The 15,293-nt window shown below is 66.7% G+C and carries 18 protein-coding genes; 10 read left to right on the top strand and 8 right to left on the bottom strand.

All coding sequences use genetic code 11. The features are described 5' to 3' along the window. Both NOF53_RS09775 and NOF53_RS09780 read left to right on the top strand, forming a co-directional pair. Positions 1-117 (top strand): acyl-CoA carboxylase biotin carboxyl carrier protein subunit (locus tag NOF53_RS09775; RefSeq protein WP_255968149.1); only part of this gene is annotated, 117 nt, incomplete at its 5' end. 411 nt (positions 118-528) lie between these two features. Beyond that, the gene (locus NOF53_RS09780; RefSeq protein WP_255967747.1) at positions 529-927 is read left to right on the top strand and encodes a hypothetical protein; all 399 of its coding nucleotides are present in this window, start codon (positions 529-531) and stop codon (positions 925-927) included. A 33-nt stretch (positions 928-960) separates the two neighbouring features. On the opposite strand, the gene NOF53_RS09785 is transcribed toward NOF53_RS09780, so the two are convergent. Together NOF53_RS09785 and NOF53_RS09790 are read right to left on the bottom strand one after the other, a co-directional pair. Then, positions 961-1,638 carry a TetR/AcrR family transcriptional regulator gene (locus tag NOF53_RS09785; protein WP_255967749.1) on the bottom strand — a complete coding sequence of 226 codons (678 nt, stop codon included), beginning with the start codon at positions 1,636-1,638 and terminating at the stop codon, positions 961-963. Between the two features lie 36 nt (positions 1,639-1,674). Beyond that, positions 1,675-2,520, bottom strand: coding sequence for an SDR family oxidoreductase (locus tag NOF53_RS09790; protein ID WP_255967751.1), 846 nt, complete (start codon positions 2,518-2,520; stop codon positions 1,675-1,677). A gap of 41 nt (positions 2,521-2,561) precedes the next feature. Between NOF53_RS09790 and rraA the strand changes: the two genes are divergently transcribed. After that, on the top strand, positions 2,562-3,032 hold the full coding sequence (gene rraA / locus NOF53_RS09795) for a ribonuclease E activity regulator RraA (protein WP_255967753.1): 471 nt from the start codon (positions 2,562-2,564) through the stop codon (positions 3,030-3,032). Positions 3,033-3,094: 62 nt separating this feature from the next. Continuing rightward, positions 3,095-4,456, top strand: a complete 1,362-nt coding sequence (locus tag NOF53_RS09800; protein WP_255967755.1) for a dipeptidase — start codon at positions 3,095-3,097, stop codon at positions 4,454-4,456. On the opposite strand, the gene NOF53_RS09805 is transcribed toward NOF53_RS09800, so the two are convergent. Beyond that, positions 4,447-4,674 carry an RNA-binding S4 domain-containing protein gene (locus tag NOF53_RS09805; protein ID WP_159918489.1) on the bottom strand — a complete coding sequence of 76 codons (228 nt, stop codon included), beginning with the start codon at positions 4,672-4,674 and terminating at the stop codon, positions 4,447-4,449. The two genes, NOF53_RS09800 and NOF53_RS09805, sit on opposite strands and share 10 nt — an antisense overlap. A 110-nt stretch (positions 4,675-4,784) precedes the next feature. On the opposite strand from NOF53_RS09805, the gene lysX reads away from it, so the two are divergent. The 4 genes from lysX to NOF53_RS09825 are packed head-to-tail and all read left to right on the top strand — an operon-like array spanning position 4,785 to position 10,235. Next, the gene (lysX, locus tag NOF53_RS09810) at positions 4,785-8,120 is read left to right on the top strand and encodes a bifunctional lysylphosphatidylglycerol synthetase/lysine--tRNA ligase LysX (protein WP_255967758.1); all 3,336 of its coding nucleotides are present in this window, start codon (positions 4,785-4,787) and stop codon (positions 8,118-8,120) included. Next, positions 8,117-8,797, top strand: coding sequence for a DUF998 domain-containing protein (locus tag NOF53_RS09815; protein ID WP_308213797.1), 681 nt, complete (start codon positions 8,117-8,119; stop codon positions 8,795-8,797). The genes lysX and NOF53_RS09815 overlap by 4 nt, the downstream gene beginning before the upstream one ends. Positions 8,798-8,811: 14 nt before the next feature. Further along, positions 8,812-9,630, top strand: coding sequence for an alpha/beta fold hydrolase (locus tag NOF53_RS09820; RefSeq protein ID WP_308213802.1), 819 nt, complete (start codon positions 8,812-8,814; stop codon positions 9,628-9,630). A gap of 5 nt (positions 9,631-9,635) precedes the next feature. Next, positions 9,636-10,235 carry a histidine phosphatase family protein gene (locus NOF53_RS09825; protein ID WP_255967763.1) on the top strand — a complete coding sequence of 200 codons (600 nt, stop codon included), beginning with the start codon at positions 9,636-9,638 and terminating at the stop codon, positions 10,233-10,235. Between the two features lie 17 nt (positions 10,236-10,252). Here the strand turns inward: NOF53_RS09825 and NOF53_RS09830 are convergent, their stop codons facing one another. Together NOF53_RS09830 and NOF53_RS09835 are read right to left on the bottom strand one after the other, a co-directional pair. Continuing rightward, positions 10,253-11,605 (bottom strand): DUF7159 family protein, encoded by a 1,353-nt coding sequence (locus tag NOF53_RS09830; protein WP_255967764.1) that lies wholly within the window; start codon positions 11,603-11,605, stop codon positions 10,253-10,255. 58 nt (positions 11,606-11,663) lie between these two features. Beyond that, entirely contained in the window at positions 11,664-12,188 is a 525-nt protein-coding gene (locus NOF53_RS09835; protein WP_255967765.1) for a class I SAM-dependent methyltransferase, read from the bottom strand. 37 nt (positions 12,189-12,225) lie between these two features. On the opposite strand from NOF53_RS09835, the gene NOF53_RS09840 reads away from it, so the two are divergent. Further along, complete coding sequence (locus tag NOF53_RS09840) at positions 12,226-12,795, top strand: dihydrofolate reductase family protein (RefSeq protein ID WP_255967766.1); 570 nt, start codon at positions 12,226-12,228, stop codon at positions 12,793-12,795. Positions 12,796-12,959: 164 nt separating this feature from the next. Here NOF53_RS09840 and NOF53_RS09845 read toward each other — a convergent pair whose 3' ends face one another. Together NOF53_RS09845 and NOF53_RS09850 are read right to left on the bottom strand one after the other, a co-directional pair. Further along, positions 12,960-13,253 carry a putative quinol monooxygenase gene (locus tag NOF53_RS09845; protein ID WP_255967768.1) on the bottom strand — a complete coding sequence of 98 codons (294 nt, stop codon included), beginning with the start codon at positions 13,251-13,253 and terminating at the stop codon, positions 12,960-12,962. 61 nt (positions 13,254-13,314) lie between these two features. Continuing rightward, complete coding sequence (locus NOF53_RS09850) at positions 13,315-13,812, bottom strand: hypothetical protein (RefSeq protein ID WP_255967769.1); 498 nt, start codon at positions 13,810-13,812, stop codon at positions 13,315-13,317. A 31-nt stretch (positions 13,813-13,843) separates the two neighbouring features. Between NOF53_RS09850 and NOF53_RS09855 the strand changes: the two genes are divergently transcribed. Beyond that, positions 13,844-14,752 (top strand): SDR family NAD(P)-dependent oxidoreductase, encoded by a 909-nt coding sequence (locus NOF53_RS09855; RefSeq protein WP_255967771.1) that lies wholly within the window; start codon positions 13,844-13,846, stop codon positions 14,750-14,752. Between the two features lie 12 nt (positions 14,753-14,764). Here the strand turns inward: NOF53_RS09855 and NOF53_RS09860 are convergent, their stop codons facing one another. Further along, positions 14,765-15,187, bottom strand: coding sequence for an SRPBCC family protein (locus tag NOF53_RS09860; protein WP_255967773.1), 423 nt, complete (start codon positions 15,185-15,187; stop codon positions 14,765-14,767). Positions 15,188-15,293 lie beyond the last annotated feature (106 nt).

A 15,293-nucleotide genomic window follows, 5' to 3' on the forward strand; every position in this document is an offset into this window, starting at 1 on the left:
GAGGCCATGAAAATGGAAAACCCCGTCAACGCCCACAAAGCCGGCACCGTCACCGGCCTGGCCGTCGAACCCGGCGCCGCCATCACCCAAGGCACCGTCCTCGCCGAACTCAAATAGCTGTGAGTACGGACGGCGGCCGTGAACAACGGCCGCCGTCCGCGGGCTTCGCACCTTCCGCAGGAACCCGAGCGGGTTCGAGGGCGAGAAAATGGGCCCTGCCCCCGAAACGGACCCAGTGCGGCGCACTTCGAGTCTAAAGAGTGCGGACACCACCGCATCTGCAACAGTTTTCGAGGGCGTCGGACCGGAAACCCCTGGGGTCGAACTGTTCTCGAACACGCGATGGAGGTTCCGCCGACTCACCGCCTCCCTGCCGTAACGTGACTGCCGTCTGAGCCACTCGACGTCAGGCATCGGCCGACCTCGGCCGCCCACGAATGAACGGTTGTCACCACGAACGAGATTCGCGGAGCCCGGCATTTCTTCCGTCGACTCGTCGTAGACGCCGTCGACAGGAAGGGATCGTGCATGAACTTCTCGCGAGGGACCTTGACCATCGCCGCATTGGCCGGAGCAGCTTCGCTGGCGCTGGCTCCCACAGCAACCGCCGCCACCACCTATCAGATTCGTGTTCTGCCTCCGATCGGTACCGTCTACGCGAACAACCTGGTGACACTCGGCGTGCTGGTGACGCCGACACCGGCCGGCGAGGACGGCACCACACCGGTCCTACTCGAACTCACGGAACCGGACGGTGACGTGACGCCCAGAACGCTTCCCCTCACGCTCGGCGGCGCCACGATCGCAACCCGCGTCCACGAGGCCGGCCGTTACGTCGCCGAATTCACCTTCGACCCGCCGAACGGCGACCCGGCGACCACGACAACGGAGTTCGACGTCGTCGAAGGCCCGAGTCTGGGTTCATAACCGGTTCCGCCCCGAAGCCGGGGGCACCGCCGGTCACACTCCGGCGGTGCGCCTGCGCTTCGGTTTGGCGGGCGCCACGGTGGATCCGACAGTCTTCATGGCGATCTCGACATACTTGCGGGCCACGGCGTCCGGGGTCAGTTTGCCCTCGGCGTGATACCAGCGCGGAATAGACTGGCACATGCCGAGTAGCGCCCGCGTCGTCTCAGCGGCGTCCGCCACGTCGAACAGCTCCCGCTTCTTGCCATCCTTGACGATCTCGAGAACCAATTCCTCGACACCCTTGCGGACCGTGCGGTAACGCTGCCGGTTCTCCGGGCTCAGGTATCGCACCTCGCTCTCGAGCGCCGCCAGACGGGATCGCATGGTCATCCGCAGCACGATCGCCTCGATGACATTGGCGAGTCGCTGCACGGGATCGTCGCCGCCGTCGGCACTCGCGGCGTGCGCCCGCTCCAGAACGTCGCTGGTGGAAAGTTCCAGGAGCGCGAGGAGGACGGCTTCCTTGTTCTCGTGGTGGTAATAGAGAGCGGGTACCGTGACACCGACTCGGCGGGCGATGTCGCGCACCGAGGTGCCGTGGAAACCGTGTTCGTAGAACGCGTCGAGGGAGGCGCTGAGTATGGGCGTCAACTTCGTGGGTTCGAGGCGGCGCCAGTCTGCTGCGTTGCCGACTACGGTGGGCGTCGCACCCTTGGATGAGCTGACCATCAGAGACCTATCTACCGCTCGCTATGCCAGGACGGGTCAAGTGTAGCTGTTCAGATAGTCTGCGAAGGTCTGCGCCGGCCGCCCGGTGAGCGTCTCGACGTCCCCCGTCACCACGGCCAATTCGCCCGCGGCGATTGCCGCGTACGAGGTGACCCATCCGTCGACCTCGAACTGCGGTGCTCCGTAGTGAGCGCGGGAGGCGTAGGCCTCGTCGAGAGTCTCGTTCTGGAAGCGCACCGAACGTCCGGTCACCGTCGTGATCGTCTCCGCGGCCTCCGTGAGGGTGAACGCTTCCGGTCCGGTCAGCCGGTAGGTGGCGCCGTCGTGGTCGCCGTTGCCGGTGGTGAGTACCGCCGTCACGGCGTCGGCGACGTCGTCGGGCGCCACCGCGCTCACCCGGCCGTCCTCAGCGGGACCCCGGATGACGCCCTGGTCGTCGGCCATCAGCGGAATCATCGACTGATACCAGCTGTCCTGCAGGAACGTGTACTTCAGCCCGCTCTCCCGGATGTGCTGCTCCGTGAAGTAGTGGTCGCGCCCGAACGTGAACGTGCACTCGGGCGCCGCGCCCAGAAACGACAGGTAGACGATCCGCTCCACCCCGGCGGCACGGGCGGCGTCCACGGCGGTGCGGTGCTCCTCGCGCCTGGTGGCGCTCTCGTGACCCGAGACGAAGAACAGCAACCGGACGCCGTCCAGCGCGGCCGTCATCGCCGGACCGTCGGCATACGTGGCGACCGCGAACGCCGAGTCGAAATGCTCGGCCAGGGGTTCGAGTCGCTGTGCGTTCCGCCCGATCAGCCGGACACCGGCACCGCCTCCGAGCCTCTGAAGTACGTTGCCGCCGATGGAGCCGGTGGCGCCTGTCACTGCGATGGTCATGGCACGCATTGTCTCAGGGGTGTCCCACTATCCTGACGCCTATGACTGAACCCGTGGCAACCGCAGACCTGGCAGACGAGATCGGACCCGACATCCGGAGCTGCGACACGCAGTTCATCCAGTTCGGCGGCCGTGAAGTGTTCTCCGGCCCCATCACCACCATCAAGTGCTTCCAGGACAACCTGCTGGTCAAGCAGACGCTGAGCGAGCCGGGCAACGGTGGAGTGCTGGTCGTCGACGGCGCTGCCAGCATTCACACGGCACTGGTCGGCGACATCATCGCCAGCCGCGGCGTCGACAACGGCTGGGCCGGGGTGATCGTCAATGGAGCGGTCCGCGACTCGGCCATCCTGAAGACCCTCGACATCGGCGTCAAGGCGCTGGGCACCAATCCCCGCAAGAGCACGCAGACCGGCTCCGGCGAGAAGAACGTTCCTCTCGAAATCGGCGGAGTGACGTTCAACCCCGGCGAGACGGTGTACAGCGATCAGGACGGTGTCGTCGTACGCTGACCGGCCGCTGGTCGCGCGAGTGGCCGGCCCTGACGTAGAGACCCGTCCCCGAGGAGGCGTTGATGTCGGACGACATTCGTACCAAGGTCGCGGAACTGATGCCCACGGCCAGGAACGAGCTCGCGGCGCTCGTCGCCCTACGTTCGGTAGCCGATCCACGACAGTTTCCACCCGAGGAGTGCCGCCGCGCGGCCGAATGGGTGAGGGACGCGTTCCTCGAGGCCGCGGTGGGGTCCGTCGACCTCCTGGAAACCTCCGACGGATCCCTCGCCGTGGTGGGCCACGAGCCGGCACCTCCGGGCGCCCCCACCGTACTGCTGTACTGCCACTACGATGTTCAGCCGCCCGGCGACGAGACGCTCTGGCACAGTGACCCGTTCACACTCACCGAACGTGGTGGCCGCTGGTACGGGCGCGGCGCCGCGGATTGCAAGGGAAACCTCGTCATGCACCTGCTGGCGCTGCGGGCACTCGGCAGTCCCTTCCCGGTCGGCATCCGCATCGTTGCCGAAGGCTCCGAGGAAATGGGCACCGGTGGGCTGGAGAACCTCGTCGCAGCGCAACCGGAATTGTTCGACGCCGACATGATCCTCATCGCCGACACGGGCAACTCCGAAGCCGGGAATCCCACCGTCACCACCACCCTGCGGGGAATCGCGAACGTCGTCGTGCACGTGGAGACGCTGGCCGGTGAGGTGCATTCGGGGATGTTCGGCGGTCCCGCCCCCGACGCGGTAGCGGCTCTCGTGCAGATGCTGTCGACGCTGCGCGACCGGGACGGAAACACCGTGGTCGACGGGTTGGTGTCCGACCAGACCTGGACGGGTGTGGACTACCCTGCCGAGCGGTTCCGTACCGACGCCGGCGTCCTGGACGGGGTCGGCCTCGCGGGCACGGGCTCGGTCGCCGACGCGGTGTGGGCGAGACCCGCGCTCACCGTGCTCGGCATCGACTGCCCACCCGTGGTCGGTTCGGCCGCAGCCATCGCGCCCCGGGCGTCGGCCCGGCTGAACCTGCGGGTGCCGCCCGGAATGGATCCCCTCGAAGCGCAGGATGCGCTGGTCACGCACCTCGAGAACGCTGCGCCGTGGGGTGCGCGAGTGACGGTGGAACGGGAAGCGGTGGGCTCACCGTTCCGGGCAACGACCGACGGCCCCGGCTACGTTGCCCTCCGCGAGGCGATGGAAGAGGCTTTCGCCAAGCCGATGGGATCCGTCGGACAAGGCGGCTCGATTCCCTTGTGCAACGTCTTCGCCGACATGATCCCGAACGCCGAGATCGCCCTGATCGGTGTGGAGGAACCACGGAGCCACATCCACGCGCCCGACGAAAGCGTCGATCCGGGCGAGATCGAGAAGCTTGCCGTCGCCGAAGCGACCTTCCTGCAGCGGTTCGCGGCCGACTCCGCACGGCTTCAGGCCTGAGAACTCACCTGCGCCGTCATCCCCCCGATTTCGACGACGTCACCGTCGCGGAGCTGCCGGCCGCGGCGCACCTCGACTTCGCCGTTCACCGACACCAGACCGTCAGCGATCACCTCTTTGGCCTCGGCCCCCGACTCGATGAGGTTGGCGAGCTTGAGGAACTGGCCGAGACGTATGGACTCGTCGCGGATCGGCACGGCTTCGTGAATGTCGGACATGCCTCTATCTTCCCTCTTCACCACGAACCGCGGTCCGACGCATCACACTAGGACACAGCACACCTGTGCGCAGTGATCAGTACGCATCTCGTGCCGGGAAGGATCGCTCGATGTCAGCTAGCACCGAGACCACGTCCGAGGTTGTCCCCGCTCCACCGCGGGCCCGTCCCGCCCCGGGCTCCGGGAACCGCCGCCTGCATCAGGTTCCGCACCTTGCGGGCCTGATTCTGGGTGTCTTCTCGGTGCTGGTGTTCCTCTGGAGTCTCTCGCCGGTCCTGCGCTACTACGTGCACGTGCCACGCGAGTACGTCGACAGCTACTACTTCGATGCCCCCGACACGAGTCTGTCGTGGGCCCTGGTGGTGGGTTTACTTGCCGCCGCGCTCGCCAGCCGCAAGCGCATCGCCTGGTGGTTGCTCACGCTGTACCTCGGCCTGTTCATGGTGGCGAACATCGTGGTCGCGATCACCGACCGCAATTGGAACGCCGGAGTCGCGGCCGCCGTGCAACTCGCAGTGATCGGGATTCTGGTCGCTGCCCGTTCGGAGTTCTACACCCGCGTCCGCCGCGGCGCCGGGTGGAAAGCCCTGGGCGTGCTGCTCGTCGGCCTCACCGTGGGCACACTCGTCGGCTGGGGGCTGGTCGAACTCTTCCCCGGCACCCTCCCACCCGGGGAACGCTTCCTGTGGTCCCTCAACCGGGTCACCGCGCTGGCGGCCGTCGACAACGAGCAGTTCACCGGCAGGCCACACGGTTTCGTCAACACACTTCTCGGCTTGTTCGGGGCCGCCGCCCTGCTGGCCGCCGTGGTGACCCTGTTTCGCGCCCAGCGCTCCCACAATGCGCTCACCGGAAACGACGAGTCGGCACTGCGCGGGCTTTTGCTGCAGTACGGCGCCGACGACTCCCTCGGCTACTTCGCCACCCGCCGCGACAAGGCTGTGGTGTTCGCTCCCAGCGGCAAGGCGGCCGTCACCTACCGTGTCGAAATCGGTGTCTGTCTCGCCAGCGGCGACCCCATCGGCGACCCCGAGGCCTGGCCCCATGCGATCGAGTCGTGGCAAGCGCTCGCGTCCCGATACGGTTGGGCCACCGCCGTCATGGGAGCCAGCGAGACCGGCGCGACCGCCTACGCCAAGGCCGGGCTCACCGTGCTGCAACTCGGCGACGAGGCCATTCTCCGCACCCGCGAGTTCAACCTCAGCGGACGCGACATGCGACAGGTACGCCAGGCCGTCACCCGTGTGCGGCGCCAAGGCGTCACGGTCCACATTCGCAGACACCGAGACGTTTCCGCCGAGGAGATGGCCGAAACGATCCGGCTCGCCGACGCCTGGCGCGACACCGAAACGGAGCGCGGCTTCTCGATGGCCCTCGGACGGCTCGGTGACCGCCTCGACGGTGACTGCCTTCTCGTGCAGGCGATCGACGCGGACGACGACATCGTCGGAATTCTGTCCCTCGTTCCGTGGGGTCCGACCGGAGTCTCGCTCGACCTGATGCGTCGCAAACCCACCTCTCCCAACGGAGTCGTGGAGTTGATGGTGACCGAATTGGCCACCAACTCCGACCAATTCGGCGTCACCAAGGTGTCGCTGAACTTTGCCGTGTTCCGGTCGGTATTCGAGGAGGGATCACGCATCGGTGCCGGGCCGATCCTGCGGATCTGGCGGTCGATCCTCGTGTTCTTCTCCCGGTGGTGGCAACTCGAGGCCCTGTACCGCTCCAACGTGAAGTACCAACCCGAATGGGTCCCGCGCTACCTGTGCTTCGAGGACAACCGGGAATTGCTGCGCGTCGGATTCGCGTCGGGGGTCGCCGAAGGCTTCGTCACGTTGCCGAGATTCGGGCGTTCCAAAGCGGGCGACGCCGTCAAGCACACCGGAACACACGAGGCCGTGCCCGCGGGTCTGGTCGCGGCCGAAGGGTTGCATGCGGACGGCAGCGCCCCCGGTAACGGTATTGCGGCGGCGAGTATCGGACCGAAACGCCCCGAACAGGTTCGGGTCCGACTCGACAAGTTGTCGACGCTCGCTCAGGAGGGCATCGACCCCTACCCGGTCGCCTATCCGCCCACCCACACGGTGACCGCCGCGGCAGAATCCCCCGAAGGAACGACCGTCCGCATCGCCGGTCGCGTACTCCGCCTTCGTGACTACGGCGGTGTGGTGTTCGCCTCGGTCCGGGACTGGTCCGGAGATCTCCAGGTTCTCGTCGACGAGGATCGGGTGGGCGCCGAGCGAATCCGGGCGTTCGCGGCCGAGTTCGACCTCGGCGATCTCATCGAGGTCAGCGGCGTGATCGGCCGCAGCCGTAAGGGCCAGCTCTCATTGCTGGCCGCCGACTGGCGGATGACCGGCAAATGCCTGCACCCACTCCCTGACAAGTGGAAAGGCCTGTCGGATCCGGAAACCCGGGTGCGCCAGCGATACGTGGATCTGACGATCAACACCGACGCCCGGAGGCTTCTCGAGGCCCGCAGCGCCGTCGTCAAATCGCTACGTGATTCGTTCGGTGAGCGTGGCTTTCTCGAGGTGGAGACGCCCATCCTCCAGCAGGTGCACGGCGGCGCCAACGCTGCGCCCTTCCTCACGCACATCAACGCCTACAACCTGGATCTGTACCTGCGGATCGCCCCGGAGCTCTACCTCAAGCGGCTCTGCGTCGCAGGAATGGAGAAGGTCTTCGAAATAGGCCGCGTCTTCCGCAACGAGGGCGTCGACTTCAAGCACAATCCCGAATTCACCATCCTCGAGGCGTACGAGGCACACAGCGACTACGAGAAGATGATGGTGCTGTGCCGCCAGCTCATCCAGACGGCGGCGATCGCGGCCCACGGACGGGAAGTCATCATGCGCCCGGGTCCCGACGGCACCATGGTGGAGATTGACATCTCCGGGGAATGGCCCGTGAAGACGATGCATCAGGCCGTGGCCGAGAAACTCGGTGTCGACGTCTCCCCCGAGACCCCGCTCGTGGATCTGCAACGGTTGTGCGACGACCACGACATTCCGTACCAGTCGACGTGGGATGCCGGCGCCGTGGCCCAGGAGATGTACGAGCATCTCGTGGAGGATTACACCGAGTTCCCCACCTTCTACACCAACTTCCCCACGTCGATGTCGCCGCTCACGCGTCCGCATCCCACCATTCCCGGAGTCGCGGCCAAGTGGGACCTGGTGGCCTGGGGTGTTGAACTCGGCACCGCATACAGCGAACTCACCGACCCGGTCGACCAGCGGAACCGCCTCACCGAGCAGTCGATGCTCGCGGCCGGTGGCGACGAGGAGGCCATGGAACTCGACGAGGACTTCCTGCAGGCGCTCGAACACGCCATGCCCCCGACCGGTGGACTCGGCGTGGGCGTCGACCGCGTGGTCATGCTCATCACCGGCGGCAGCATCCGGGAAACCCTCGCGTTTCCGTTGGCCAAGCCGAAGCAGTGACTTCCGGTGGCCGCGTGGCTGTCGCAGCGCTCCTGATCCTCGGAGCGGTGGGCTACGCCTCATGGCTGCTGGAATTCGTCGTGGACACCGGCATCGATCCGCTGCGCGGTTTCGCGAGTGAACTCGCGGCCGCGGACCAGCCGTACGGATTCTGGTTCCGGACCGGCGACCTGGTGACCGGATGCGTCGTCGCCGTGGCCGGGGTGCTCGGGTCGGCGAGGTACTCGCAGGGCTGGGTGACGACGGTCGGGTGGCTCGCGCTGATCATGTTCGCGCTCGCGACCATCGCGGATTCGCGCCTGCCGATGAGTTGCGCGGCCACCAACGACCCCGTCTGCGCCGCGCGTGAAGCCGCCGGACACCTGCCGCTCACCCATGATCTGCACGCCGTGACCAGCGCGTCCGCTTCGACGGGAGGCGTGGTGTCGTCCCTCGCGTTCGTGTTGGCCGCGTTCCGCTACGGCTGGCCGACCTGGTTGAAAATAGCCGGCGTGGCCGTGGCGACGGCGTTCGTCGGGGGCACGATATGGACGCTGACCGCCGCCGGGCTGCGCGGCGAACAGGACGCCTGGCTCGGACTCGGCCAGCGCGTCCAGTTGCTCGCCTTTTGCGGATGGCTGATTTTCGTGGCGCTCAGCGTGATTCACGTCACGGCGAAAAGTGATGGTTCCACGTGAAACGTCCTGGGGAAATACTCGCGGGAGTGCACGTCGTCGTGGACGGCGCCGGGCCGCCCGTCGTGCTCTACGGCGGTCTCGGTGGCAACTGGTTCGACTGGGATCACGTCGTCGAACTGCTGTCCGATTCTTGCCTCGTCGTCCGGATCGACCGACCCGGGTACGGACTCAGCCCCGCCTCCGCCGCACCACCCACGGCCCGCGGTGAAGCGGAAAGGATCGTCGCGGTACTCGACGCGCTCGGCTGCATTGCACCGGCCGTCGTGGTGGGGCACTCGCTCGGTGGCATCTACGTCGAAGCATTCGCTCGGCTGTTTCCGCAGCGCACGCGGGGTGCAATTCTGCTCGACGCGACGATCACGCTTCGCCCCCACCGCCTGCTTCCGACCCGCTGGCGGGTGGCAACCGGTCGGCGGGTGGCTCGAGCGTTGAGCCGGCTCGGGCTTCAGCGACTGCTGGGTCCGACCGTTCGAGCAGTGCTGAACCAGTCGACGCCACCGGGTGGGATAACGCCCGAGACTCGCCGGTGGGTGGCCCGGATCTACCGAGAACCCGTGTACCTGGAGTCGTCGCTGGTCGAGAACGCGTCGTATCCGGCCCTCGCCGAGGAAATTGCAGCTTTGCGCGCCGCCGTCACGATGCCGGTCCCCATCCTCGTGGCCGCCGCACACACCGGTCATCGGACGCCGTGGGGGTGGGAGTGGGTTCGGCGCCAACGACATTTCGCCGAGCGTCTCGGCGCCTCCTTCCGCGTCGTGCAACCCGCCCGTCACCACGCCATGATCGACCAACCGGGTCAGGTCGCGGCACTGATCAGGGAACTGGCAAGCTGATAGTCGTGCAACTGCTGTTGATCCGCCATGCGCTACCGGAGCTCGTGACGACGTCCGGGGGTCGGGCCGATCCTGCCCTGACCGAAGACGGGCAGGCGCAGGCCAAGCGGTTGCCCGCCGCGCTGGGCCCATACCGCATCGCCCGGATCGTGAGCAGCCCGCAGCGCCGCGCGCTGGAGACGGCGGCGCCGCTCGCCGAGGCGCTCAACCTTCCCGTCACGCGGGACCAGGGGCTGGCCGAGTACGACTACGACCTCGACCACTACATCCCGTTCCATGAAGCCGAGGCGCGGGCCCCCGAGGCGTTCGCCCGCATCCGGGCGGGCGAACTTCCCGCTGGGATCGACGCCGACGCCTTCCGCACGCGGGTGTTCGATGCGCTCGGCCGGGTCGTCGAGGAGTCCGACTCCCGCGACACAGTCGCGGTATTCGCCCACGGCGGCGTCATCAACGTGTACCTGCAGGAGCTGCTGGGCCTGGGCCGTCCCCTCGTGTTCCCCATCGAGTACGTGTCGGTGACACGGGTACTCGTCTCGCGTAGCGGTGAGCGACGGGTGGCATCGGTGAACGAAACGGGCCACGTCCGGGACATGTTGCGCCGCTAGTCACGGCCGGTGAGGAACTAGAGACCCGGAATTCGCGGTAGCTCGGGTAACGGGGCGGGCGGCGGGAGAACAGGCAGCTGAATCTGCGGGAGACCGGGGATGAGCGGCGGCGGGGACGGGGGCGGCGCCGGCTCGTTCCTGCTCACATCCGTTTGAGTCCCGCCTTCGGCCTGTGCGGTGGTCGACGGCCGCACATACGGGGTGTAGGCCTCGGTTTCGGCAACACCTGCCGTAGGCGCCTGCGTTTCCGCCTGCGGCGGGACGGGCGAGGGATGGTCGGCGGCGGTGGCCGGCGGTGATGCCGGTGGTGCCGCGTTCTCGGTGACCGGCGCCGGAATCTCGGGCTCGGTCGCTTCCGGCTGCGGATCCTCCTCCGACCCCTCCAGAACGTCGCCGCCCACCCCGAGGACGAGCCCGAGTGCGGCCACCGCGGCGAGGGCTCCGCCTGCGAGGACGGCGCCGCGACGGCGGGACTTCGGGGGCTCGGCCACCGCGACCGCCTCGGCGGGCACCTGCTGGGCCAACAAGGCCGCGCCCTCGGCCGCCACAAGTTCGGGCTGTGCGGGGACGACTACCGGAATGTCGAGCCACGACTCCATCACCGAGGTGACGAGCGGAATGTGCGCGCCGCCGCCGATGAGGACCGCGGCGTCGGGCGCACGCCCGGACCGGCGGATCACATCGCGAGTGATCCGAGCGGATGTCTCGACAGGTCCCTGGATGAGCGACTCGAATGTGTCCTGCGACAGCAGCAGCAGGCCACCGTCACCAGGCACGCACACCGCGCCCGAGCTGGAGAGCTGCTCCTTCGCGTGGCGGCACCGGGCGTCGAGTTCCAGCGCAGCAGCCTCGTCGGCGGGCTGCGCGATCCGCTGCAGTTCCAGTTGCTGGTCGCGAATCAGGCGGTCGACGAGGTCGCCGCTGATCTCGTCGGTGCGGGCACTGTCGAGCACCGTCCCCGTGGAGCGTTCGACGACTGTGACCGTGAGGCCGGAACTGCCGAGGTCGTAGAACACCAGCGTCGAGTGATCCCCGAGGTCTCCGAACACTTCGAGCATCTCGAGCGCAGCGGTCACTTCAGGCACGAGATGGACGTTGCCGATGTGCTCCCGGGCCATGGCCGCCTCCACGGCGTCGGCCTGGGCCTCGTCCTGGTAGGCGACACCGATGGCCTGTACCTGTCCCAGGTCCTCGCCGTCTCCCAACGCCGATCCGATGGACTCGGCGGCCACGTCCTCGGGGCGTTCGAGGGTCGCGACCACCGACGTCGACCGGAAGATCGGCCCGGTCGCGTCGGCCGAGTCGGCTGCGTCGCGGCACGCAAAGCGCACAGCGCTGGCACCCACCGACACACCCAGAACCGAAGTCATGGGACCGACTATAACGGTTCGGTCACGAGCTGCGCTGAGGTAGAGGGAGGTTCGCAGGTCAGGTCGGCTTCACCCCTGTGATGCACAGCGCATTTCCCGCATCCACGTCTACCTCGAAACCCTCCCGGCGCAATGCCTGTGTCACTGCGTCTACGATGCGTTGCGACTTCGCTTCGTCGTGGACCGATTCGGTGCCCTCGTAGACGAGATGCAAGACGCCGCCGGGGCGCAGTGCCTCCCACAGAATGCGAACTTCCGCTGTCGCGTCGCGCGTCCAGAAGACATTGACGTTGACGGCGAACGCCTTGTCGAACGACGCATCGGCACAGCGAAACCCGGCCAGTTCGGTATTCTGAAATTCCACGCTGCGATTCCCCGAATAGGTGTCGTTACGCTGCTCGGCCCGTGCTATCGCGGTGTCGGACCGGTCGATTGCCGTGATCCGCCCGTCGACCAGTTTCTCGGCCACGAGCGAAACTGCCACGCCGGGTCCACATCCCACCTCTAGGATCCGATCGGACGGATTCACCCTCAACCGATCGACCGCACAACGGATCCGGGCAGGGATGTTCGGAACTACCATGTGACCGCCCCTCGACAGCTATCGCAGTAAGGACACGATGCGCGCACTCACCTATTTCGTCGGCATCACCATCGACGGCTTCATCGCGGCCCCGGACGGCGACGTCAGCTTATTTCCGATGCTCGATGACATCCTCGGTTTCATGGCGCAGGATTACCCGGAAACGATCCCGACACACCTACGGGAGCAGTTCGCAGTCGACGCGGCCAACAAGCACTTCGACACGGTGATTCAGGGCCGCTCGACGTACGAGCCGGCGCTCGCAGCCGGGATCACCAGTCCGTACGCGCACCTGCGTCAGTACGTCGTCTCCCGGACGCTCGGCGGCAGTCCCGACCCCGCCGTCGAGGTGATTACCGAACCAATCGCGAAGGTCCGGCAACTCAAGGCCGAGGACAGCACGTTCGGCATCTGGCTCGCAGGAGGCGGAAAACTCGCGGGCGCTCTGCTCCCGGAGATCGACGAACTGGTGATCAAGCACTACCCCGTGGTAGCCGGGCACGGAACGCCCATGTTCGACACGGGCTTCGAACCGACCGCCTTCGAGCTCGCCGACCGGAAGTGGTACCCGAGCGGGGCCGCGGTCAGCCGTTACCGCCGCTGCTGACCCGCAGGTGGGTGTCGAACCAGTCCACAGTCCGTGACCACGGCTCCCCGGCGGCCGCCTCGTTGTACACGGCGGGGCGGTCGTCGCAGTGGAATCGCGCTCACGATGACGCCCCCACGAATACGGGAACAACCCTGGTCAGGGCTGTGGCCACGGAACAGACTCTAGGACACCGGCTTCAGCGGATGAATCGCGGGTGCGCCGGCGAGATGTTCACCGAAAACAGCGACAGCGGACTGGAAGTGCGGCGACTTCATGTGCGCGTCGACGGCCTCCTGGTTCGCCCACACCTCGACGGTGACGAAGGTTCCGGGTTGCGCGGCCGACTCGAACAACTCGTAGGACACACAGCCCTCCTCCTTACGGCTCTCCGCCGCCAGCGAAGACAGACCCTCGCGCACCGTGTCCTCGGAGCCGGGCTTGGCAGGAATGGTCGCTACGACATACAGATCGGACATCGACTCCCTTTCGTGACGGCCACCGGATGTGGCCTGTCTCACGTAAGCACACTTGCGGTACCTAGGAAACCCGTAGCCGCGTCAAATAGTCCTCGACGCGCGGATCGTCCCAGCCGTGACCCTCCCGAAGGCCGTCCGCGATGGTCGCGAGATAGGCGGGGGCGGGCGGGTTCCGGGTGACCACGTCGCCGCGGGCGCGGGTGGTGAACGTGCACATGACGACGCCGTCCCGCGAACCGAGGGGAACCAGCCGGTCGTAACAGGCCGGCTCCTGGGCGTGGATGTCCTCGAACTGTTCCTGCGTCACGAGGAAGGCACGGGCCGCGACCGTGCCGGGTGCGTCCGGATCGTAGAAAGCGCGCCCGCCGCCCCAGATCCGCGACTCCCCCGCGAAGAACACCGAGCCGGGAATCACCACCGGAATCGATTCGCGTGGTTCGCTGGCATCCCGCGCACCCAGATGGAAGTGGTTGCCGCCGGGTGGGCATCCACCGCGCAAGTAACAGGCGAGACGAGTCGTCGCCATGTTCGACCCATAACTGACGTACCAGATCAGCACACGATCGACGGTACTCGGACAAGATGGTTCCATGAATCTTCTGAGTGAGGTCAAAGGATGGCGAATCGGTTCGCGCAAGCACCGCCGACTGCGTGATCTCGACGGCATACTCGTCGTCGTCACGGGTGGCGGCAGCGGAATCGGCCGCGAAACCGCCCTCGCGTTCGCCGCCCAAGGTGCCGTCGTCGTGGTCGGTGACCTCGACCTCGAGTCGGCGCAGCACACAGCGGACCTCATCAACTCGGCGCAGATGAAAGGAGGCGGCGCTGTCGCCATCTTCGGCGGTGGCTCCCATGCCTACCAGGTGAATGTGGCAGTGGAAGACGAGATGCGACGGTTCGCCGAGGAGGTGCAAACGCAACACGGCACCCCCGACGTGGTGGTCAACAATGCCGGAATCGGATACTCGGGCACCTTCACCGCGACCCAGCAGCGCGAATTCGAGCGCGTCATGGACGTCAACTTCTGGGGAGTCGTGTACGGCTGCCGTGTCTTCGCGCAGCAGATGATCGAACGCGGAACGGGTGGGCACATCGTGAATCTGTCCTCGGCGGCGGCCTTCACACCGCAGAAACGACTCACCGCATACGCCACCAGCAAAGCGGCCGTCTACATGTTGTCGGACTGTCTCCGCGCCGAATTGGTGGACCACGGCATCGGCGTCAGCACCATCTGCCCCGGGATCGTCCATACCAACATCGTCAAGTCCACCGACTTCGCCGCGACCACCCCCGAAGAACAGGAAAAGATGCGGGCGAGAGCCGACAGGTTCTACCGCAAGCGTGGATTCACCCCCGATCGGGTGGCCACACACATCGTGAGAGCCGTCAGGTCCAACAAGGCCGTCGTACCGGTGACACCCGAGGCCAAGTTCGGTCGCGCGTTGAGCCGGCTGGCGCCCGGCAGCATGCGGCTCGGCGCGCGTTTCGACCTCGGCTGATGGTCGCGGTGTTCAGGCGGGGTCGGCGGGCTCGTGGTAGAGGGTTTCGATCCGGTCCTTCAACGTGACCTGTGCGCGTCGCAGCGCCTGCCACACCACCGGTGCAGCCACACCACCGAACAGCTGTCCGGTCCGTCGGCCGGGAGAGTGGTAGCGGAAGTCGACGGTGAGTTCCGTTTCGTCGGGGCTCAGCGCATCGAATGTCCAGACCGATCCGTGCACGCCGTGATCGGCGTCCACGACGAGTCGGCGACCCGGCTCCGACGAAGCGACCCGGGCGCGCGACGGCAGTGTTATCGAACCGAGCACGGTTTCCGGATCACCGAGGTACTCGAAGGCCATCGGGGGCGGAACGACGATCACCGTGGTGCTGCGCAACCGGATCATCGAATGCCCGGAGCTGCGGGGGTCGGACAGGCAGAGCTGTATGGACAAAACGGAAATCCCAACGTGTCGACGTCCGAGGCGGAGAGTGTGTGGTACATCGATGTACCCCATAATGTCGACGGTATACGGAAACGCCACGAGAGGGAAGACTACG

The organism is Rhodococcus tibetensis, assembly GCF_024438035.1.
In the GTDB taxonomy this organism is placed as follows: Bacteria; Actinomycetota; Actinomycetes; order Mycobacteriales; family Mycobacteriaceae; genus Rhodococcus_F; species Rhodococcus_F tibetensis.